Annotated in this window: 21 protein-coding genes; 11 read left to right on the top strand and 10 right to left on the bottom strand. The window is 58.7% G+C overall.

Going from position 1 to position 19,869, the window contains the following annotated elements:
• Window positions 1–14: 14 nt before the first annotated feature.
• From IB252_RS22615 to colR, 5 genes are all read right to left on the bottom strand, one after another.
• A complete protein-coding gene (locus IB252_RS22615) occupies window positions 15–242 on the bottom strand; it encodes a hypothetical protein (RefSeq protein WP_111451973.1) in 228 nt (75 codons plus the stop codon).
• Window positions 243–244: 2 nt separating this feature from the next.
• A complete protein-coding gene (locus IB252_RS22610; RefSeq protein ID WP_192410310.1) occupies window positions 245–958 on the bottom strand; it encodes a lipopolysaccharide kinase InaA family protein in 714 nt (237 codons plus the stop codon).
• A 4-nt stretch (window positions 959–962) separates the two neighbouring features.
• Window positions 963–1,631 (bottom strand): class I SAM-dependent methyltransferase, encoded by a 669-nt coding sequence (locus IB252_RS22605; RefSeq protein ID WP_192410377.1) that lies wholly within the window; start codon window positions 1,629–1,631, stop codon window positions 963–965.
• 162 nt (window positions 1,632–1,793) lie between these two features.
• Entirely contained in the window at window positions 1,794–3,071 is a 1,278-nt protein-coding gene (locus IB252_RS22600; protein ID WP_192410309.1) for a sensor histidine kinase, read from the bottom strand.
• Window positions 3,061–3,744, bottom strand: a complete 684-nt coding sequence (colR, locus tag IB252_RS22595; protein WP_008155536.1) for a two-component system response regulator ColR — start codon at window positions 3,742–3,744, stop codon at window positions 3,061–3,063. Before colR ends, IB252_RS22600 begins: the two co-directional genes overlap by 11 nt.
• A gap of 204 nt (window positions 3,745–3,948) precedes the next feature.
• On the opposite strand from colR, the gene IB252_RS22590 reads away from it, so the two are divergent.
• Entirely contained in the window at window positions 3,949–5,898 is a 1,950-nt protein-coding gene (locus IB252_RS22590; RefSeq protein WP_192410308.1) for an LTA synthase family protein, read from the top strand.
• Between the two features lie 54 nt (window positions 5,899–5,952).
• On the top strand, window positions 5,953–6,696 hold the full coding sequence (locus IB252_RS22585; protein WP_111451977.1) for a phosphatase PAP2 family protein: 744 nt from the start codon (window positions 5,953–5,955) through the stop codon (window positions 6,694–6,696).
• A gap of 174 nt (window positions 6,697–6,870) precedes the next feature.
• Here IB252_RS22585 and groL read toward each other — a convergent pair whose 3' ends face one another.
• The 4 genes from groL to IB252_RS22565 all read right to left on the bottom strand — a co-directional run bounded on the left by groL (window position 6,871) and on the right by IB252_RS22565 (window position 10,380).
• Complete coding sequence (gene groL, locus IB252_RS22580) at window positions 6,871–8,514, bottom strand: chaperonin GroEL (protein ID WP_008155543.1); 1,644 nt, start codon at window positions 8,512–8,514, stop codon at window positions 6,871–6,873.
• A 49-nt stretch (window positions 8,515–8,563) separates the two neighbouring features.
• Window positions 8,564–8,857 (bottom strand): co-chaperone GroES, encoded by a 294-nt coding sequence (locus tag IB252_RS22575; protein WP_008155545.1) that lies wholly within the window; start codon window positions 8,855–8,857, stop codon window positions 8,564–8,566.
• A 248-nt stretch (window positions 8,858–9,105) separates the two neighbouring features.
• A complete protein-coding gene (locus IB252_RS22570) occupies window positions 9,106–9,582 on the bottom strand; it encodes an FxsA family protein (protein WP_008155548.1) in 477 nt (158 codons plus the stop codon).
• Window positions 9,583–9,648: 66 nt separating this feature from the next.
• Complete coding sequence (locus IB252_RS22565; RefSeq protein ID WP_192410307.1) at window positions 9,649–10,380, bottom strand: HugZ family protein; 732 nt, start codon at window positions 10,378–10,380, stop codon at window positions 9,649–9,651.
• A gap of 168 nt (window positions 10,381–10,548) precedes the next feature.
• Here IB252_RS22565 and IB252_RS22560 point away from each other — a divergent pair, with 168 nt between their 5' ends.
• Complete coding sequence (locus IB252_RS22560) at window positions 10,549–11,307, top strand: SDR family oxidoreductase (RefSeq protein ID WP_111451978.1); 759 nt, start codon at window positions 10,549–10,551, stop codon at window positions 11,305–11,307.
• A gap of 171 nt (window positions 11,308–11,478) precedes the next feature.
• On the opposite strand, the gene apbC is transcribed toward IB252_RS22560, so the two are convergent.
• On the bottom strand, window positions 11,479–12,573 hold the full coding sequence (apbC, locus tag IB252_RS22555; protein WP_192410306.1) for an iron-sulfur cluster carrier protein ApbC: 1,095 nt from the start codon (window positions 12,571–12,573) through the stop codon (window positions 11,479–11,481).
• Window positions 12,574–12,959: 386 nt separating this feature from the next.
• On the opposite strand from apbC, the gene metG reads away from it, so the two are divergent.
• The 8 genes from metG (at window position 12,960) to IB252_RS22515 (ending at window position 19,847) form a co-directional block, all read left to right on the top strand.
• Complete coding sequence (gene metG / locus IB252_RS22550) at window positions 12,960–15,011, top strand: methionine--tRNA ligase (protein ID WP_192410305.1); 2,052 nt, start codon at window positions 12,960–12,962, stop codon at window positions 15,009–15,011.
• Between the two features lie 142 nt (window positions 15,012–15,153).
• Complete coding sequence (locus tag IB252_RS22545; protein WP_192410304.1) at window positions 15,154–15,723, top strand: electron transport complex protein RnfA; 570 nt, start codon at window positions 15,154–15,156, stop codon at window positions 15,721–15,723.
• Complete coding sequence (gene rsxB / locus IB252_RS22540; protein ID WP_192410303.1) at window positions 15,720–16,730, top strand: electron transport complex subunit RsxB; 1,011 nt, start codon at window positions 15,720–15,722, stop codon at window positions 16,728–16,730. The genes IB252_RS22545 and rsxB overlap by 4 nt, the downstream gene beginning before the upstream one ends.
• Window positions 16,717–17,709 (top strand): RnfABCDGE type electron transport complex subunit D, encoded by a 993-nt coding sequence (locus IB252_RS22535; protein ID WP_192410302.1) that lies wholly within the window; start codon window positions 16,717–16,719, stop codon window positions 17,707–17,709. The genes rsxB and IB252_RS22535 overlap by 14 nt, the downstream gene beginning before the upstream one ends.
• The gene (locus IB252_RS22530; RefSeq protein ID WP_192410301.1) at window positions 17,706–18,317 is read left to right on the top strand and encodes an RnfABCDGE type electron transport complex subunit G; all 612 of its coding nucleotides are present in this window, start codon (window positions 17,706–17,708) and stop codon (window positions 18,315–18,317) included. The genes IB252_RS22535 and IB252_RS22530 overlap by 4 nt, the downstream gene beginning before the upstream one ends.
• A complete protein-coding gene (locus IB252_RS22525; RefSeq protein ID WP_192410300.1) occupies window positions 18,310–18,897 on the top strand; it encodes an Rnf-Nqr domain containing protein in 588 nt (195 codons plus the stop codon). Before IB252_RS22530 ends, IB252_RS22525 begins: the two co-directional genes overlap by 8 nt.
• 25 nt (window positions 18,898–18,922) lie before the next feature.
• Window positions 18,923–19,561: an endonuclease III gene (gene nth, locus IB252_RS22520; protein WP_192410299.1), complete on the top strand. Its 639-nt coding sequence runs from the start codon at window positions 18,923–18,925 to the stop codon at window positions 19,559–19,561.
• Between the two features lie 106 nt (window positions 19,562–19,667).
• Window positions 19,668–19,847, top strand: coding sequence for a PA3496 family putative envelope integrity protein (locus IB252_RS22515; RefSeq protein ID WP_007898493.1), 180 nt, complete (start codon window positions 19,668–19,670; stop codon window positions 19,845–19,847).
• Window positions 19,848–19,869 lie beyond the last annotated feature (22 nt).

The following is a 19,869-nucleotide window of genomic DNA, read 5'->3' as shown; positions in this document are numbered from 1 at the left end:
GGGCTTCAATCTGTTCAACTTTGTGGCCTCAATCCTTGAGAAAGTCCGAACATGAACAGCAATAAATCATGATCGGGTTGGGATGCCACGGATGCCTTCGCAACGCGTGGCAACGGACAGTGCGCGTCGCCATTCACTGAACTGAGGACTTGCGTGCGGGGCTGCTCCCAAGCCGCCACCGCCAGAGAAGCAACTGCCAAGGCACCTAATAAAAATACACCTCGTGCAATTTCGAGTTTCATTGCTATAAACCCTTGATAGCGCTGCCAAACGCCGTCCTATAAAAGTAGACGAGTTTCTGCCAGTCCGTCGTGCTGAACGACGAGTGGCGACGCAATTGCTTCATGTCATGAGTCGCCGCTTGCCGGGCGGTCAAACGCTGGCGGCCTTTCTCCAGATCGATCAAGGCCACTTCAACTTTGCAAGCCTCGCCTTCGCCGGTGATGCCCACGAATACGTGCTTGAAGTAGAGGCAGCCGTGCTGCCAGCGGCCCTTGTGCATCCGGGCCAGGCTCTCGGCCAGTTCCTTCAACACGCGATCATGCACAGCCTCACCGTGACGCTCGCGACCGCCGCCAGCGTACCAGTGTTCGATTTCCTCGAAGCCGTCCAGCGCCTTGGTGATCAGCAATGCGCGCCATTTATGCACCGGATCGCGCTGTGCACCGCAGAAAACGAGTTCCGGAACGCGAACGTCGAGCAGGTTCAGGCCGATGAGCGCATCGCGCTCGCGCAATACTGTCGGCCGACCGAATGGATGCAGCAAGCTGCGATAGATATGCCCGGTCTGACGTTTAACGTAAAGCAGCTGTCCACTGCTGCTCACGACGCGCTGCACGCCGCTTTCTCCACCGCGACGGACGTTGGGTTCTTCGACCCATTCACCGCGCTGATTCCAGAAATAGTCGAAGCGATCCTGAGGAGCGACGTCCGTTTCTGCTGCACACTGCACTGCCATTCTGTTACCTCTTGCGTAATACGTAGACCCGCCACATGGCATAGAGCGGTAAAAAGTCCAGTTGTTCCTGAATGAGAAAACCCGCCTGCTCAAATTCCTTTTCAACCGTAGCAGCCGGTAACACAAAGCGATTTTGGTAACCTCCCTGCGCACGGGTTTTCTCGAGGCGCTTGCGTTTCCACGCTTTGAAATTGCCGTCCACCCATAGGGAAAGGATCACGCTATCACGTGTGACGCGCTCGAATTCACGCAAAATGGCCAGTCGATGCTCGGCTTCACCGACGTGATGGAGCAAACGCATGCAGAAAATGTTGTCGACGGCGTTATCAGGCAAGGCGATGTCGAATGCAGAAGTGTGCAAGGGTTGTACCCGTTTCACCACCTCGGCAGGTTGCGCCTTCATGGCAATCTTCAGCATGGATTCGGAGTTGTCGGCGCCAATGATCGCACGATTGGTTTTTTCCGCCAGCAATGGCCAGAAACGTCCCGCACCACAGGGCAAATCGAGGATCAGCCCCGGGTCACCGGCCAGTGCCAGCGCCTTGCGTGCCAGTTGCTCGTCACGCCAGTGGGACAGGCGGCGGCCAAGGCCATCCTTGTGTTTACGCAGGTATTGTTGAGCGTGTTGATCGTCGTATTTTTCGGAAAATTCAAGTTTGACCGGGCCGTCCATCATCAAGATTTCCTGAGCTGCTGATGACTCCCACGATAGGTAGCACCGTGTCAGCGACAGGTCATACCGTTGTGAAAAATATGTCATGTAAAACCGCGAATTGTTTCGAGGACTTACAAGATGAAAACGAATGCACCGGATAAATGCGTTTCAACAAGGCGATCAGTTGTTCGTTGACAACTCCACCTGAAAACGACAGCCGTTGGGTTCCATGTTCGTCAGGCTGACGCTCCAGCCCTGGTTTTCACAGATCCGCTGCACCAGCGACAACCCCAGGCCCAGGCCTTCGCCGCGTTTCTCGCTGCCCCGCACAAAGGGCTCGAACATTGCCTCGCGTTTGTCCTCGGGAATGCCCACGCCACTGTCCTCGACCATGAAACCGGTGGCCGTCAGCGTCAGGCGAATAAACCCGTGCTCGGTGTAATGCAGCGCATTACGCAGCAGGTTGCCCATGACCGCGTGCAGAAGGGTTGCGTTGTAGCTCGTGTTGGCCGGATTTCCCGGTTCAAAGATCAGCGCCAGCCCCTTGGTCTCGATCGGCTCGCGCCACTGATGGAGCAGTCCATCGGCGACCTGGTTCAGGGTCTGCTGGGGCGACATGCTGGCGTCTTCACGTTGTGCGCGGGCCAACATCAGAAAGGTTTGCACCAGCTCGCGCATCTCTTCACAGGCGCGGGCGATTCGCTCGACCTGAGCACGTCCACGCTGATCAATTCCGGGGTTTTCCAGCAACAGCTCGCAGGAACTGGCCAGCACCATCAATGGCGTGCGCAGCTCGTGGCTGACGTCACTGGTGAACAACCGTTCGCGGGTCAACGCCTGGCGCAAGCGCCCCAGGGTGGCGTCGAAGGCCACGGCCAACTCGCCCACCTCATCAGCGGCGTAATCCGGCGCCAGGGGTGGCGCCAGACCTAACAATTGGTCACGGTGACGGACCTGGCGGGCCAGTCGCACCACGGGCGCCATCACTTTGCGCGCGAGTATCCAGCCGAGAAACACCGCCAATGCCAGACTCAGGACGAAGCCCACCAGCACCACGGCAAACAGCACCCGCTCACGCTCTTCGAAATCGCTCTGGTCCTGCAACAGCACATAACGCCGGCCGTCGACGACTTCGACCATCGCGTGATACGACAGCTGTTCGCGAAACACTTCGTGAAAGCCCGGGTCCAGGTGCCGCAAGTCTTTGGGAAGATTGAAATCCCCCGGCCCGCCACTGAAATAGAACAGCTGGTCCGGCTCAGGGCGATGGCTCCAGTCCGTGACACTGTCCATGAGCAACAGCCGTTGTAAATCGCCCCCCAGACCTGCCGAAATCAGTTTTTCTTCCACCAGGTGCACAGTCGCCACAATGCCCATGGCAAAGGTTCCCGCGACCAGTGCGCTCATCAACGCAAAGGCGATGATGATCCGTTGAGCAAGGCTCTGCTTAAACTCCATCACGGCCCTCGGCCAAGCGATAACCCACACCGTGCACGGTTTGCAGCAACGGTTTGGCGAACGGCTTGTCGATCACCTGGCGCAATTGATGGACGTGGCTGCGCAGGCTGTCGCTGTCCGGGCAGTCATCCCCCCACAGCGCCTCTTCGAGAATCTCGCGGCGCAGGACATGCGGACTTTTCTGCATCAGCACGGCCAGCAACTTCAGGCCCACCGGGTTGAGTTTGAGCAGGCGACCTTCGCGGGTGACTTCCAGAGTGTCGAGGTCGTAGTTTAGATCGCCAACCTGCAACGTACGGCGTCCACCGCCCTGGGTACGACGCATGACCGCCTCGATGCGCGCCGCCAATTCAGACAGGGCAAAGGGTTTGATCAGGTAATCATCGGCGCCGGATTTGAAACCTTGCAGCCGGTCGTCCAATTGATCGCGGGCGGTGAGCATGATCACCGGCGTGTCGCGGCGCGCGTCTTCGCGCAGGCGTTTGCACAGGGTGTAACCGTCGATGCCTGGCAACATGATGTCGAGCACGATCAAGTCGTAATGCTCGGTGGCGGCCAAGTGCAAGCCTGACAAACCGTCCTGCGCGCAATCCACGGTATAACCCTTGAGCCCCAGGTAATCGGCCAGGTTGGCCAGGATATCGCGGTTGTCTTCAACCAATAGAATTCGCATGGTTATCTCCTGCATACACAGTAACGGCCGTCTTGGCCCGCGCAGCTTAAGGCCAAGTGTGGCTCAGGGCTAGGATTACGGTACCTGGAATCAATCCGCTCAACCAAATGTTAGGCTTAACAAGTTTTTCACTATCGATTCACAAGCCAACTACAGTGGTGGCGCGAAAATCCCATGCATTTGTTGTTAAGGAATGTACACACAATGGACTTCTTCAAGACCGCGCCAATGCGCTTTCTCCTGCTCGTGACCGGCGCATGGCTGGTCATTTTCTTGCTGACCCGCACGGTGCTGCTGCTCACCCATCTGGACGAGGCCGGTAGCGGATTTCTGTCAGTGTTTGGCATCGGCCTGCTGTACGACCTGGGCTTCATTGCCTATGCAGCGCTGCCGATGGGCCTCTACTTGCTGCTCTGCCCACCGGCCTTGTGGCGTCGCCGTGGTCACCGCTGGCTCCTTCAGGGGCTGCTGACCGTCAGCCTGTTCGCCATGTTGTTCACGTCCGTGGCCGAATGGCTGTTTTGGGATGAGTTTGGTGTGCGATTCAACTTCATCGCCGTCGATTACCTGGTGTATTCCGATGAAGTGCTGAATAACCTCCTTGAGTCCTACCCGATCGGCACACTGCTGAGCATCCTCGCCGTGTTGGCCATCGCCCTGAGCTTTGCATTGCGCAAACCGTTCAATGCCGCGCTGGACGCACCGTTGCCGCCATTGCGCGGGCGCCTGCTGAATGCGCTGGGCCTGTTGATTGTCGCCGGCCTGAGCTCGCAACTGCTCAGCCAGGATTCGCCGCGCGCCCAGGGCGGTAACGCCTATCAGAACGAACTGGCGAGCAATGGTCCCTATCAGTTCTTCGCTGCATTCCGTAACAACGAACTGGATTACCCGCAGTTCTACAGCAGCCTGCCGCCGGCAATTGTTGCTCAGCAGATTCGTGCCGAACTGAGTGAACCCAACGCGCATTTCATCGGCGAGGATCCACAGGACATTCGCCGGATGATCGACAACCCGGGCACTGTGCGCAAACCCAACATTGTGCTGGTGACGATTGAAAGCTTCAGCGCCAAGTACATGGGCAGTAACGGCGACACCCGTAATCTGACACCCAATCTCGATGCCTTGCGCAAACAGAGCCTGTACTTCAATAACTTCTACGCCACCGGCACCCGCACCGATCGCGGCCTCGAGGCCATCACCCTGGCGATCCCGCCAACTCCAGGGCGTTCGATCGTCAAGCGTGTGGGGCGTGAAAGCGGTTTCGCCAGCCTCGGCCAGCAACTCAGCGCCGTGGGTTACGACAGCGTGTTCGTCTATGGCGGACGCGGTTACTTCGACAATATGAACGCGTTCTTCAGTGGCAACGGTTACCGGGTGGTGGACCAGAGCAGCGTCGATGAATCAGAGATCCACTTTAAAAATGCCTGGGGCATGGCTGACGAAGACCTCTACAAGCAAACCCTCAAACTGGCCGACGCTGACTACGCGAAACAGCAGCCGTTTCTGCTGCAATTGATGACCACCTCCAACCATCGTCCTTATACCTACCCGGACAACCGGATCGACATCAAGTCCGGCAACGGTCGCGACGGTGCAGTGAAGTACACCGACTATGCCATTGGTCAGTTCCTCGATCAGGCGCGCCAAAAGCCGTGGTTTGACAATACAATCTTCGTCTTCGTCGCCGACCACACGGCCGGCAGCGCCGGCAAGGAAGACTTGCCGATCAGCAACTATCAGATTCCGCTGTTCATCTATGCACCGAAGCTGATCGATGCACGGGAAACCGCGCAACTGGCCAGCCAGATCGACCTGGCGCCGACCTTGCTCGGTTTGCTGAACCTGGATTATCAATCGACCTTCTTCGGCCGCAACTTGCTGCAGGACAATCCACTGCCGCCTCGCGTGGTCGTTGGTAATTACCAGCATCTGGGCTTGTTCGACGGTAAGAATTTGGCGATCCTGAGCCCTCGCCAAGGGCTGCGGCGCCATGATGATGCACTGACCGAGAGCCGCGAATCCCAGGCCACCGCCAGCGATCCATTGATTGTCCGAGCGATCACCTATTACCAAACCGCCAGTTATGGCTTCAAGCAACAGCTGCTTGGCTGGAAGACGCCCATGGAGGGCACCGACCAAGTCAGCGCACATTAATCGAATCGCCCCGGGCTGATGCCCCGGGGCTTTTTCCTTTGTTCAGGATCCTCCATGTCATCAATTGCTGTCCGCCCCGCCTCCCGACCACTCAATTTCTGGGTGTGCCTGGGCGTTCCCGTCTTCGCGGCGATCGTTCTGGTGTTGCTCGAACTGACGTCCCTGGACATGGACCTTGCCAAACTGCTCTATGACCCGATCACGGGGGAATTCATCGGGCGGCACAGTTACTTCCTGGAAGACATCCTGCATGACCGCGCCAAGCAGGTGGTCATCGCCTTCTCGGTGTTGGCCATCTTCGGTTTCATCGCCTCCTTTTTCATGGACCGGCTCAAACCGATCAAACGGGAACTGGGCTGTCTGGTGCTGTCTTTGGCGCTGGCAACCTCCTTTGTCACGCCAGTCAAGGCGGTGACGGCCGTTCAATGCCCGTGGAGCCTTGAGCAGTTTGGCGGTCACGAAACCTATAGCGAACTGCTCAGCCCTCGCCCGCACACCGATAAACCCGGCCGTTGCTGGCCCGGCGGTCATGCGGCAACCGGTTTCACACTGTTTGCGCTGTTCTTTGTCCTGCGTGACCGTCGTCCGCGCCTGGCGCGCAAGGCATTTGTATTCGCTTTCGCCTTGGGCACGGTGTTTTCCATCAGCCGGATGATGCAGGGCGCGCACTTCTTTTCGCACAACGTGTGGACGGCGATTTTCTGCTGGCTGATTTGTCTGGGGGCGTATTACTACATCCTGTATCGCCCAGCCTCGAAGGCTGATCGAGAGTCCGAAGCCCAACCGGTCAATGCCTGAAGAACCTGTAGGAGCAAAGCTTGCTCGCGATGAACGATAACGCGGTGTAACTGATACACCGCGGCGCCTGAATCGCGAGCAAGCTATGCTCCTACGGGACAGGGTAAATTCCGGGCAATAAAAAACCCCGCCTGCTTAGCGCAGGCGGGGTTTTTTTATAGGGGTAAGGCTGGCTTACATCATGCCGCCCATGCCGCCCATACCGCCCATGTCTGGCATGCCGCCGCCAGCTGGACCGTCTTCCTTGATCTCAGCGATCATGGCTTCGGTGGTGATCATCAGGCTGGCAATCGACGAAGCCGCTTGCAGAGCCGAACGAGTCACTTTGGCCGGGTCCAGGATACCCATTTCGATCATGTCGCCGTATTCGCCGGTAGCAGCGTTGTAACCGTAGTTACCCGAACCCTGCTTGACCTTGTCGACTACTACGCTTGGCTCGTCACCGGAGTTGGCAACGATCTGGCGCAGTGGCGCTTCAACAGCGCGACGCAGCAACTGGATGCCAACGTTCTGGTCATCGTTGTCGCCTTTCAGCTCGGAGATAGCCTGCAGAGCGCGAACCAGTGCCACGCCGCCGCCAGGTACCACGCCTTCTTCAACGGCTGCACGGGTAGCGTGCAGGGCGTCTTCAACGCGGGCTTTCTTCTCTTTCATTTCAACTTCGGAACCAGCGCCAACCTTGATCACTGCAACGCCGCCGGACAGTTTGGCCAGACGCTCTTGCAGTTTTTCACGGTCGTAGTCGGACGAAGTGTCGGCCACTTGCTGACGGATCTGCAGAACGCGAGCCTGGATGTCAGCCTCAACGCCGGCACCGTCGATCACCGTGGTGTTTTCTTTGGACAGGATCACGCGCTTGGCATTACCCAGGTGTTCCAGGGTAGTGCTTTCCAGGCTCAGACCGATCTCTTCGGAGATAACGGTACCGCCAGTCAGAACAGCGATGTCCTGCAGCATGGCCTTGCGACGGTCGCCGAAGCCTGGAGCCTTGACGGCTGCGACTTTAACGATGCCACGCATGTTGTTCACAACCAGAGTCGCCAGGGCTTCGCCTTCAACGTCTTCGGCCACGATCAGCAGTGGACGGCCGGCTTTGGCAACGGCTTCCAGTACTGGCAGCATTTCGCGGATGTTCGAGATCTTTTTGTCGACCAGCAGGATCAGCGGACCGTCCAGCTCGGCAGTCATGGTCTCTGGCTTGTTGACGAAGTACGGGGACAGGTAGCCACGGTCGAACTGCATGCCTTCAACAACCGACAGTTCATTTTCCAGGCCCGAGCCTTCTTCAACGGTGATCACGCCTTCTTTACCGACTTTTTCCATGGCTTCGGCAATGATGTCGCCGATGGAGCTGTCGGAGTTGGCCGAGATGGTGCCGACCTGAGCGATGGCCTTGGTGTCAGCGCAAGGCTTGGACAGGGCTTTGAGCTCTTTGACGATAGCGATGGTCGCTTTGTCGATGCCGCGCTTCAGGTCCATCGGGTTCATGCCGGCAGCGACGGCTTTCAGGCCTTCGTTGACGATCGATTGAGCCAGAACGGTAGCGGTGGTGGTGCCGTCGCCTGCGTCATCGTTGGCACGGGAGGCAACGTCTTTGACCAGCTGCGCGCCCATGTTTTCGAAGCGATCTTTCAGCTCGATTTCTTTGGCAACGGACACGCCGTCCTTGGTGATGGTCGGAGCGCCGAAGCTCTTCTCGATGATCACGTTACGGCCTTTAGGGCCCAGGGTCGCTTTTACTGCGTCAGCCAGGACGTTGACACCGGCGAGCATTTTCTTGCGGGCGGAATCGCCGAATTTAACTTCTTTAGCAGCCATGATCGATATTCCTTAAATACTTTGTAGTAGCGGGAAAATGAGCGGGGAATCAGCCTTCGATAACGGCGAGGATTTCGCTCTCGCCAATTACCAGCAGGTCTTCGCCGTCGACTTTCACGGTGTTGCTGCCGGAGTACGGGCCGAACACAACCTTGTCACCCACTTTCACAGCCAGTGCACGCACTTCACCGTTTTCCAGTGCTTTGCCTGGACCTACGGCGAGAACTTCACCCTGGTTTGGCTTTTCAGCAGCCGAACCTGGCAGGACGATACCGCCAGCGGTTTTCTTTTCTTCTTCGCTGCGACGGACGACGACGCGGTCATGCAGAGGACGAAGCTTCATTGTCGATCTCTCCTAATTGTGGTTTTCATCGGCCGGTGTATTCCCGGCGGGTTTAACAAATCCGGCGGTGCCGGGTGCGGTTCGTCGAGCGAACCGCGGAAGTCTGTCTGGCGCAATCGCCAGAAACCTTGCGGTGACCGTTACATAAGGGCGCATAAGCTTATTACAAGGGCGAGGAAGCAAATTTTTTCAGGTTGCTGCCCCACAAACGAACACGGCACCCGAAGGTGCCGTGCCGGTGGTGCGGACTACTTGGTATCGCGGTGTTCGAATTCGCCTTCGATCACATTGGGCTCACGGCCCAGCGGCTCGCGTGGAGCAGGACCGCCACGTGGCTGAAGGTCGTCGGCGAATGCACGCTGACGGATTGCCGCCTCTTCGGCACGCTGGCGCATTTTATTGGCCAACAGTCGACGAGAGATCGGCAGCAACATGATCAGACCCAGCACGTCAGTGACGAAGCCCGGCAGGATCAACAGACCACCCGCCAGCGCCAGCATCAAACCTTCGAGCATGGTCTGGGCCGGCAACTCGCCGCGGTTCAGGCTTTCACGCGCACGCAATGCAGTTGCCAGACCAGCGATACGCAGCACGAACACGCCGAGCATCGAGCCGAGAATGACCAGCAGCAGGGCCGGGAAAAACCCGATCGCCCCGCTGACCTTGACGAATACGAACAGCTCCAACACCGGAAACAGTACAAAGAGCAATAAAAAAGGGCGCATCAAATGGTTCCTCAACGCAAGAATGCCTTGCCAGTCTTCCCTAGATGACGTCGCCGATTCGTGAATTCAAGCGTCGGCCACTTCATTTTTCGGCCAATGTTCGGCGTGAGCCAGGAAAACCAAGGCTTCGCGCACTTGTGTCGGCGTATTACACGGCGCTTGAAACGGCAACCAATAGAGCCCCTGACCAATGCGCAGGTGCATGCCTTCGGTGTCGATACCCGCCAGTTGCGCCGGCTCGGTTTTCGGCAGGCCCGCCAGTTCGACGTAATGGGCGATGGCTTTGGCGTGATCGGCATTCATGTGCTCGACCATGCTTGCTTCGGCTTTTCCGGCGAACGGGTTGGCCAGCGTTAACTGATCGACCCAGTGAATCGCACCGAAACCGCCGATGTAACGGTGACGTACCGGTTTGAGCACCCAGAAATCGAAATCGTGGGCCTTGTGGTAGCTCTGCGAATCAGGGAAATAGCGGTAGTAACGCTCAGCTGCCGCTTCGATGGCTGACTCGTCCTCGAGCTTTTCTGCTTCGGCGAGGTAGGTCAGGCGACCAACGGCTTGCACATCTTCGGCCCCGCGCTCACCCACAAACAGTGAGCATTTTGGATCTTTCTGCAGGTTGTGGGTGTGCTGGGCGATGCGGCTGATAAGGATCAGCGGCCAACCCTGTTCGTCCAGACAGTACGGAACCACGGAGCCAAACGGGAAACCGGGCATCGCCTTGGAGTGCGTCGAGAGCACTCCACGGTATTCCTTGAGAAGCAATTCTCGGGCATTCTTGGCCGCTTCAACGCTCAATTTATGACTCCTTATTAGAATCCGTCAAAAAAACGGACAGGCGCCTGGGGATAAGTTCCAGCACGCTATCGGGGCAGTTCTCATGTGCAGCCAGGCCATCAGGTGCAGATCGAGAGGCTACTCTCTAAAAGGAAACCACTCCTCTGACCTGCTATTGGGGGCATGCGAATGCAACTCACTGACAAAGTAATCATTATCACCGGCGGTTGCCAGGGTTTAGGCCGTTCCATGGCCGAGTATTTCGCCGGCAAAGGCGCGAAGCTGGCGCTGGTGGACCTGAACCAGGAAAAGCTCGACGACACCGTCGCCGCTTGCAAGGCTAAAGGCGTCGAGGCTCGCGCTTATCTGTGCAATGTCGCCAATGAGGAGCAAGTGACTCATATGGCCGCCCAGGTGGCCGAAGATTTCGGTGCGATCCATGGCCTGATCAACAACGCCGGGATCCTGCGCGATGGCTTGCTCATCAAGGTCAAGGACGGCGAGATGACCAAGATGAGTCTGGCCCAGTGGCAGTCGGTCATCGACGTCAATCTGACCGGCGTATTCCTGTGCACCCGTGAAGTCGCGGCCAAAATGATCGAGCTGAACAACAGCGGCACGATCATTAATATCTCGTCGATCTCCCGTGCTGGCAACGCCGGCCAGACCAACTACTCCGCCGCCAAGGCCGGTGTCGCCGCGATGACCGTGACCTGGGCGAAGGAATTGGCACGCTACGGTATTCGTGTGGCAGGCATTGCACCGGGTTTTATCGAAACCGAAATGACGCTGAGCATGAAGCCTGAGGCGCTGGAGAAGATAACGTCGGTGATTCCACTCAAGCGCATGGGCACGCCTGAAGAGATTGCCCATTCGGCGGCGTACATCTTCGAGAACGACTACATCAATGGTCGGATTCTGGAGCTGGATGGCGGGTTGCGCATCTAAATCCACCGCAAAACAAATGTGGGAGCGGCTGTGGCGAGGGGATTTATCCCCGTTGGACTGCGAAGCAGGCCCAGTTTTTTGGGGGCGGCTGCGCCACCCAACGGGGCGGTGCGACGTTTCGCTAAATCCCCTCGCCACAGCCGCTCCCACAGGGAATCGTATTTCAGCTCATTAATCGTCGCTGATGGTGATGTTCGGCATGGCCGGTGTCGCCGCTTCCTGCAACACGATCCGCGCGCCGACATGGCGGGCCAGTTCCTGGTAAACCATTGCAATCGGGCTGTCAGGCTCGGCGATTACCGTTGGCTTGCCGCCGTCGGCCTGTTCGCGGATGGCCATCGCCAGCGGCAACGAAGCCAGCAGCTCGACGCCGTACTGGTTGGCCAGCTTCACACCACCGCCCTCACCGAACAGATGCTCGGCATGCCCGCAGTTGGAGCAGATGTGCACGGCCATGTTTTCCACCACGCCCAGTACCGGGATGTTGACCTTGCGGAACATCTCCACGCCCTTGCGTGCGTCCAGCAATGCCAGGTCTTGCGGCGTGGTAACGATCACCGCGCCGGCCACCGGGACTTTCTGCGCCAGGGTCAGCTGGATGTCGCCGGTGCCTGGTGGCATGTCGATGACCAGGTAATCCAGGTCGCCCCAGGCGGTTTGAGTGACCAGTTGCAACAAGGCGCCGGAAACCATCGGTCCGCGCCAGACCATCGGCGTGTTGTCATCGGTCAGGAACGCCATGGACATGACTTCGACACCGTGGGACTCGATCGGAATAAACCACTTCTGATCCTTGACCTGGGGCCGGGTGCCTTCAGGGATACCGAACATGATGCCCTGACTCGGTCCGTAAATGTCCGCGTCGAGAATCCCGACCTTGGCGCCTTCGCGGGCCAGGGCCAGGGCCAGGTTGGCGGCGGTGGTTGATTTGCCCACGCCACCCTTGCCGGACGCCACGGCCACCACGTTCTTGACGTTGGCCAGCCCCGGGATCTGCGCTTGAGCCTTGTGCGCGGCAATGACACTGGTGATCTCGACGCGCGCGATGGTCACGCCGTCCAGCCCTTCAATGGCCATTTGCAGTAACTGCGCCCAGCCACTCTTGAACAGGCCGGCGGCATAACCCAGCTCCAGCTGGACGCTGACGCGATCACCCTGAATGTCGATGCCGCGTACGCACCCGGCGCTGACCGGGTCCTGGTTCAAGTAAGGGTCGGTGTATTGGCGAAGGACGGCTTCCACCGCTGCGCGATTGACGGCGTTCATGGGCAACTCCGATAGCAAGACTGGAAAATCAGGCGGGTATCCTACGCCGGACACACATTTGTGGCGAACAGATTACTGTGGCTGGAGAGCTTGCCTGTGGCGAGGGGATTTATCTGTGGCGAGGGGATTTATCCCCGTTCGACTGCGCAGCAGTCGTAAAACCATCGAACACAATGTGCCGATATGCCGATGTAGACCATTTTGGGGGCGGCTTCGCCACCCAACGGGGATAAATCCCCTCGCCACAGATAAATCCCCTCGCCACAGATTAATCCTCTCTACACAAAAAAATTATTGTGACAATAAGCCTGCAGGCCGCGGGGGTGAAAAATATGCGCTGGCGCTTTATAGTGGCCGACCTCCGTTTCATCAAGTAGCCGAGCCCCATGTCCGAGCCACGCAAGATCCTCGTCACCAGCGCCCTGCCCTATGCCAATGGTTCGATCCATCTTGGCCACATGCTGGAATACATCCAGACCGATATGTGGGTGCGCTTCCAGAAGCACCGCGGCAATCAATGCATTTATGTCTGCGCCGACGACGCCCACGGTTCGGCCATCATGTTGCGCGCGGAAAAGGAAGGCATCACCCCGGAACAACTGATCGCCAACGTCCAGGCTGAACACAGCGCCGACTTTGCCGAGTTCCTAGTGGACTTCGACAACTTCCACTCCACTCACGCCGAAGAAAACCGTGAGCTGTCGAGCCAGATCTACCTGAAGCTGCGCGACGCCGGGCACATCGCCCAGCGCTCGATCACGCAATATTTCGACCCGGAAAAGAAAATGTTCCTGGCCGACCGCTTCATCAAGGGCACCTGCCCGAAATGCGGCACCGAAGACCAGTACGGCGACAACTGCGAAAAATGCGGTGCGACCTACGCGCCGACCGACCTGAAGGATCCGAAGTCGGCGATCTCTGGCGCCACGCCGGTGCTCAAGGATTCCCAGCACTTCTTCTTCAAGCTGCCGGACTTCCAGGAAATGCTGCAAGCCTGGACCCGCAGCGGCACCCTGCAAGAAGCCGTGGCGAACAAAATCGCCGAATGGCTGGACGCCGGCCTCCAACAGTGGGACATCTCCCGCGATGCGCCGTACTTCGGTTTCGAAATCCCCGACGAGCCAGGCAAATACTTCTACGTCTGGCTCGACGCGCCGATCGGCTACATGGCCAGCTTCAAGAACCTCTGCGACCGCACGCCTGCACTTGATTTCGACGCGTTCTGGGGCAAGGATTCCACCGCCGAGCTGTACCATTTCATCGGCAAGGACATCGTCAACTTCCACGCTCTGTTCTGGCCAGCCATGCTCGAAGGTGCCGGTTTCCGTAAACCGACCGGTATCAACGTACACGGCTACCTGACCGTCAATGGTCAGAAAATGTCCAAATCCCGCGGCACCTTCATCAAGGCCCGGACCTATCTCGACCACCTGTCGCCGGAATACCTGCGCTACTACTACGCGGCGAAGCTGAGCCGTGGCGTCGATGACCTCGACCTGAACCTCGAAGACTTCGTGCAGAAGGTCAACTCCGACCTGGTCGGCAAAGTCGTCAACATCGCCAGCCGTTGCGCCGGTTTCATCCACAAAGGCAACGCCGGTGTACTGGTGGCGGGCAATGCCGCGCCGGAACTGACCGAAGCGTTCCTGGCCGCAGCGCCGAGCATCGCCGAAGCCTACGAGGCTCGCGACTTCGCCCGTGCCATGCGCGAGATCATGGGCCTGGCCGACCGTGCCAATGCCTGGATCGCCGACAAGGCCCCATGGTCGCTGAACAAACAGGAAGGCAAGCAAGACGAAGTCCAGGCCATCTGCGCCCTGGGCGTCAACCTGTTCCGCCAGCTGGTGATCTTCCTCAAGCCGGTGCTGCCGCTGCTGGCCGCCGACGCCGAGGCGTTCCTGAACGTCGCGCCGCTGACCTGGAACGACCACGCGACCTTGCTCAGCAACCATCAGCTGAACGAGTTCAAACCGTTGATGACCCGTATCGATCCGGTAAAAGTGCAAGCCATGAGCGACGCCTCGAAAGAAGACCTGACCGCCAGCGCTACCGACACCGGCGACGCTGCACCTGCCGGCAATGGCGAACTGGCCAAGGATCCGCTGTCGCCGGAAATCGAGTTCGATGCCTTTGCCGCTGTCGACCTGCGCGTCGCCCTGATCCTCAAGGCCGAACACGTGGAAGGCGCCGACAAACTGCTGCGCCTGACCCTCGATATCGGTGACGAGCAACGCAACGTGTTCTCCGGGATCAAGAGCGCTTATCCGGATCCGTCCAAGCTCAATGGTCGCCTGACCATGATGATCGCCAACCTCAAACCACGGAAAATGAAGTTCGGCATCTCCGAAGGCATGGTGATGGCGGCCGGCCCTGGCGGTGAGGAAATCTACCTGCTCAGCCCTGACAGCGGCGCCAAGCCTGGTCAGCGCATCAAGTAAGGCTCTGCAGTAAACCGATCCCACAGTCGTGCCTCGCACGACTGTGGGATTTTCATGTCTGGCCCACCCTCCGTCCTTGCCGGATAATGCCTAAGCTTTTTAGACCGCTCCGTTAAAAAGCCCCGTTCTTGCCGGCACGATCATGACCGAAATTGTTCTTACGCTTATCAGCACTGCCCTGATCAACAACCTCGTGTTGCACTGGCCGCTGGGCGTCGATCCGCTGCTGGGCAACGAGCATCGACAAGTCCACGCGTTGGGCCTTGCGACGACGTGTTTGATGCTGATCGTCGGCACGCTGGGCTACTCGGCCTACCGTTGGTTGCTGGTCCCGCTGGAGCTGACGTCGCTGCGCCTTTTCGTGTTCCTGCCATTAAGCGTTCTGCTGATTGGCCCGCTGCTGAAAGTGCTTTCCCGGTTACTTCCAAAATTTGCGTTCGATGGCCTCTGGCCCCTGCTGCTGGGCAACGCTGGCGTACTCGGGCTGACGCTGCTCAACGCTCAGGACGACAAAGGCTTCTTCCACGCCCTGGCCCTGAGCCTGGGCGCCGGGCTGGGATTCTGGCTGGTACTGAGCCTGTTCAGCGACTTGCGCCAACGCACCCTCGAAAATGATATCCCCCTGCCCTTTCGCGGCCTGCCCATCGACCTGATCGGCGCCGGACTGATTGCAGTGGCCTTTCTCGGATTCAGCGGACTGATCAAAACATGAGTCTGATTCAACGCATCGATGCCCTCTTGCCGCAGACCCAATGCGGCAAGTGCGGCCACCCCGGATGCAAACCGTACGCCGAAGGCATTGCCAGCGGCGAACCGATCAACAAGTGCCCGCCGGGCGGCAGCGAAACCATCGCGGCCCTGGCCGAACTGCTGAAAGTGCCGGTGCTGGAACTGGACCTCAGTCGTGGTTCGGCCCCGGCGCAGATCGCCTATATTCGTGAAGCCGAGTGTATTGGTTGCACCAAGTGCATCCAGGCCTGCCCGGTGGATGCCATTGTCGGCGCGGCGAAACTGATGCACACGGTGATCATCGACGAATGCACCGGTTGCGACTTGTGCGTAGCGCCCTGCCCGGTGGATTGCATCGAAATGCGGCCGTTGCCGCTGGACACTGTGCTGCCGGTTGTCGGCGGCCTGGCGTTCAGCCTTGAGGAACAACGCGCCCGGGCGGCCAAGCGCGATCACGCACGGCGCCGATTCGAACAGCGCAACGCTCGCCTGCATCGCGAAGAAGAACAGAAAATCGCCGAACGTCAGGCCCGGGCCCAGCGCGCCGTCCAGCACAGTGAGGTCGCAACGCTCGATCCGGTTCAGGCCGCTCTTGAGCGCGTCCGCGCGCAGAAGGCAGCCAATGCCGATGCGGCGTTGAAAAAGGCCAAGATCGATCTGGCGATGAGTCGGGCGCAACTGAATAAGTCACTCAAGGCGTTCGGGCATCCGCCGACCTTCGAACAGCAGTCACAACTGATTGTCTTGCAACAGCAATTCGAGGCTTGCGAACAGGCGTTGGCGCAACTGGAAAGCACTGCACCACCAGTCGCAGCACCCGTCGTTCCGGCGAAAAATGCGCAGCTGAATCGGGCAAAGATCCAGTTGGCCATGCGCCGCGCCGAACTCAAGAAAGCCCAGGCCAGCGAAGCGACGGCTGAGCAGATTGAAGCCCTGGAACTCGCGGTAATTGAAGCCGAGCGTCAGGTAGATGCCTATGCCGCCCCTTGAATCGGTCGACGAGCGCCTTCAGCAGGCCATGAAGCTGGTATTGCTGGCCACCGTGCCGGGAATGCTGGTGTTTTTCTGGCTGTATGGCTGGGGCGTGTTGATCAACCTGATTCTGACGTGTGTTACCGCACTGGCCGTTGAAGCGGCCGTGTTGCGCTTGCGCGAGCAACCGCTCAAGCCGACCTTGAGCGACGGCAGCGCACTGGTCAGCGCGACGCTGTTGGCGCTGGCCTTGCCGCCTTATTGCCCGTGGTGGCTGACGGTCTGTGCCGCAGCGTTCGCGATGGTGTTCGGCAAACACCTGTATGGCGGTGTTGGCAAGAACCCGTTCAACCCGGCAATGCTGGGCTTCGCCCTGGTGCTGGTGACCTTTCCCCAACAGATGACCCACTGGCCGTCGTCCCATGGACTGGACCTGCTCGGCGGTTTGCAGCAGGTGTTTGGGTTCAGCCTCAGCCAGACTCCGGATGCCTGGGTCCAGGCCACAGCGCTGGACAGCCTGCGGATCAACAAAAGCCTGACCATGGACGAACTGTTTGCCGCTAACCCGGCCTTCGGTCATTTCGGCGGCCGAGGCATGGAATGGGTCAACCTGGCCTTTCTGGCGGGCGGCGCATTTTTGCTGCAACGGCGGGTGTTCAGCTGGCATGCGCCGGTCGGCATGCTGGCCAGCCTGTTCATCATCAGCCTGCTGTGCTGGAACGGCTCGGGCTCCGACTCCCATGGCTCGCCGCTGTTTCATCTGCTCACTGGCGCGAGCATGCTGGGCGCATTCTTCATCGTCACGGAACCGGTGTCCGGCGCAAAAAGCCCCGCCGCGCGACTGCTGTTCGGCGCAGGCGTCGGGCTGCTGACGTACTTGATTCGTACCTGGGGAGGTTATCCGGACGGCGTCGCCTTTGCCGTGCTGTTGATGAACCTCTGTGTGCCGGCGCTGGAGCGGTTTGCCAGCTCCAGACAGGAACGGGGGACGCCATGAGCCGAGCGTCGAGCGTTGTGATCCTGGTGGTGCTGGCAAGCCTGGGGATTGGCGCGACTTACCTCGTGCAGCACACCAGCGCGCCGCGCATTGCGGCCGAACAGCGCCTGCTCGACAGTCGTAACCTGCTGGACCTGCTTCCTGCTGAAAGCTACGACAATCAGCCACTGGAACAGCCACTCGCCCTCGAAAACACTGGGTTAGCCAATAGCACGCTGCTGGGTGGCTACCTGGCAACCAAGACCGGCCAGACCAGCGCCGTGTTGCTGCGCAGCCAGACCCTGGGTTACGAGGGTTCCATCGAATTGCTGATCGCCATCGGCGCAAACGGCAAGGTACTGGGCGTAAAAACGCTCAAGCAATCGGAAACTCCGGGACTGGGCGGTCGACTCGCCGACTGGCCCAATGCCTGGCTTCAGGCTTTTTCCGGAAAGTCCCGAACCGAACCTGCCGACAATGGCTGGGCCTTGAAAAAGGATCAGGGGCAATTCGATCAAATGGCGGGGGCGACCATTACTTCGAGAGCGGTCATCAGCGCCATCCATGACGCGTTGCGCTATTTCGACGAACATCAGCAACAGTTGATCGGGAGCAGCGCTCATGAATAAGTCATCGATGCTGCAGCATTCGCTGATGCTTGCACCACTGATCGGTGCCACGGATTCATTGGTGTCCGCTCTGGGCTTGTGGCTGATGTTTATCGTGGTGATCAGTGCCTTTGGAGTGAGCATGGGCGCCCTGCGATCCCGACTTGTCCCAGAGACACGTTTGCTTGCCAGCGTCCTGCTGGCGGCCACACTGACCAGTTGCACGGAACTCGCCGTGCAAATCTGGTCGCTGCAATGGCACCAACAGGTAGGGTTCTATGCAGGACTGATTGCCTTGCAATGTGTTGTGCTGGAACACACCGGTTTTCAACAGAGCGTCTGGCGTGATCGCCTGCGCCTGTGTGGCCTGTTCGGTGCGTTGATGGCGGGCCTTGGCGTGCTACGCGAATTCATCGGCAACGGAACATTCGGCAGCCATCTGCCATGGCTGGCTGGCACTGCGCAAGCGGACTGGCAAGGCTGGGTGCTGACCACCGACGGCGGCTTGCGCCTGGCCACCCTGGCCCCTGGTGGATTCATTCTGCTGGGACTGCTGATCGCCGCACGTCAGGCCTGGACCCGCTCGACGCCCTCACACTGACCGCCTTCGAGGAAATGCACTGCCCATGAATGCCGCAAAACGTCTGGAAATTTTTCGCCGATTTCACGAAGACAACCCGGAACCGAAGACCGAACTGGCCTACTCCTCGCCGTTCGAACTGCTGATCTCCGTGATTCTCTCGGCGCAGTCGACCGATGTCGGCGTCAACAAGGCCACCGCGAAACTCTATCCGGTGGCCAATACACCGGCGGCGATTTATGCCTTGGGTGTCGAGGGACTGTCGGAATACATCAAGACCATCGGCCTGTTCAACAGCAAAGCGAAAAACGTGATCGAGACCTGTCGCTTACTGATGGAACGTCATGGAGGCGAAGTCCCGCAAACCCGTGAAGAGCTGGAAGCGTTACCCGGCGTCGGCCGCAAGACTGCCAACGTGGTGCTCAATACCGCATTCCGTCAGCTGACCATGGCCGTGGACACGCATATTTTCCGGGTCAGCAACCGTACCGGCATTGCTCCCGGCAAAAATGTGGTCGAGGTTGAGCAAAAACTGATGAAGTTCGTGCCGAAGGAATATCTGCTGGATGCCCATCACTGGCTGATCCTCCACGGACGCTACGTTTGCCTGGCCCGCAAGCCTCGTTGCGGCAGCTGTCGGATCGAAGACTTGTGCGAATACAAGCAAAAAACGTCGGACGATTGAGGCGCTATTAGGTTTTTCAATTTATCGATTGAAAAAATCTTTTTTACCCGCCGGGAGATTATCGATATAAGGAGCGCCAAAGGCAGCCTTAGCCTGGAGTAACACTATGAGCACTGGCAAAGAGCAATTGGACGTAGAAGACGACTTCACCCCTGTTGAGGCTGATGACGCTGAACCAGTGGTTGAAGTGGCGAAGACCAACCTGAGCAAACGCCGTACCATCGACAATCTGCTGGAGGAGCGCCGACTGCAAAAGCAATTGGCCGATTACGATTTTGACCTATGACACCTAAAAGCCTCCCGAAACG

Source organism: Pseudomonas sp. PDM10, from assembly GCF_014852295.1.
In the GTDB taxonomy this organism is placed as follows: Bacteria; Pseudomonadota; Gammaproteobacteria; order Pseudomonadales; family Pseudomonadaceae; genus Aquipseudomonas.
Note: the sequence above shows the minus strand (reverse complement) of the source record. Positions and strands in the feature narration are given on the sequence as shown.

Excerpts from the sequence above, each read along its gene's own strand:
- IB252_RS22615 (WP_111451973.1), bottom strand. The coding sequence starts at position 242 with ATGAAACTCGAAATTGCACGAGGTGTATTTTTATTAGGTGCCTTGGCA.
- IB252_RS22610 (WP_192410310.1), bottom strand. The coding sequence starts at position 958 with ATGGCAGTGCAGTGTGCAGCAGAAACGGACGTCGCTCCTCAGGATCGC.
- IB252_RS22605 (WP_192410377.1), bottom strand. The coding sequence starts at position 1,631 with ATGGACGGCCCGGTCAAACTTGAATTTTCCGAAAAATACGACGATCAA.
- IB252_RS22600 (WP_192410309.1), bottom strand. The coding sequence starts at position 3,071 with ATGGAGTTTAAGCAGAGCCTTGCTCAACGGATCATCATCGCCTTTGCG.
- colR (WP_008155536.1), bottom strand. The coding sequence starts at position 3,744 with ATGCGAATTCTATTGGTTGAAGACAACCGCGATATCCTGGCCAACCTG.
- IB252_RS22590 (WP_192410308.1), top strand. The coding sequence starts at position 3,949 with ATGGACTTCTTCAAGACCGCGCCAATGCGCTTTCTCCTGCTCGTGACC.
- IB252_RS22585 (WP_111451977.1), top strand. The coding sequence starts at position 5,953 with ATGTCATCAATTGCTGTCCGCCCCGCCTCCCGACCACTCAATTTCTGG.
- groL (WP_008155543.1), bottom strand. The coding sequence starts at position 8,514 with ATGGCTGCTAAAGAAGTTAAATTCGGCGATTCCGCCCGCAAGAAAATG.
- IB252_RS22575 (WP_008155545.1), bottom strand. The coding sequence starts at position 8,857 with ATGAAGCTTCGTCCTCTGCATGACCGCGTCGTCGTCCGTCGCAGCGAA.
- IB252_RS22570 (WP_008155548.1), bottom strand. The coding sequence starts at position 9,582 with ATGCGCCCTTTTTTATTGCTCTTTGTACTGTTTCCGGTGTTGGAGCTG.
- IB252_RS22560 (WP_111451978.1), top strand. The coding sequence starts at position 10,549 with ATGCAACTCACTGACAAAGTAATCATTATCACCGGCGGTTGCCAGGGT.
- apbC (WP_192410306.1), bottom strand. The coding sequence starts at position 12,573 with ATGAACGCCGTCAATCGCGCAGCGGTGGAAGCCGTCCTTCGCCAATAC.
- metG (WP_192410305.1), top strand. The coding sequence starts at position 12,960 with ATGTCCGAGCCACGCAAGATCCTCGTCACCAGCGCCCTGCCCTATGCC.
- IB252_RS22545 (WP_192410304.1), top strand. The coding sequence starts at position 15,154 with ATGACCGAAATTGTTCTTACGCTTATCAGCACTGCCCTGATCAACAAC.
- rsxB (WP_192410303.1), top strand. The coding sequence starts at position 15,720 with ATGAGTCTGATTCAACGCATCGATGCCCTCTTGCCGCAGACCCAATGC.
- IB252_RS22535 (WP_192410302.1), top strand. The coding sequence starts at position 16,717 with ATGCCGCCCCTTGAATCGGTCGACGAGCGCCTTCAGCAGGCCATGAAG.
- IB252_RS22530 (WP_192410301.1), top strand. The coding sequence starts at position 17,706 with ATGAGCCGAGCGTCGAGCGTTGTGATCCTGGTGGTGCTGGCAAGCCTG.
- IB252_RS22525 (WP_192410300.1), top strand. The coding sequence starts at position 18,310 with ATGAATAAGTCATCGATGCTGCAGCATTCGCTGATGCTTGCACCACTG.
- nth (WP_192410299.1), top strand. The coding sequence starts at position 18,923 with ATGAATGCCGCAAAACGTCTGGAAATTTTTCGCCGATTTCACGAAGAC.
- IB252_RS22515 (WP_007898493.1), top strand. The coding sequence starts at position 19,668 with ATGAGCACTGGCAAAGAGCAATTGGACGTAGAAGACGACTTCACCCCT.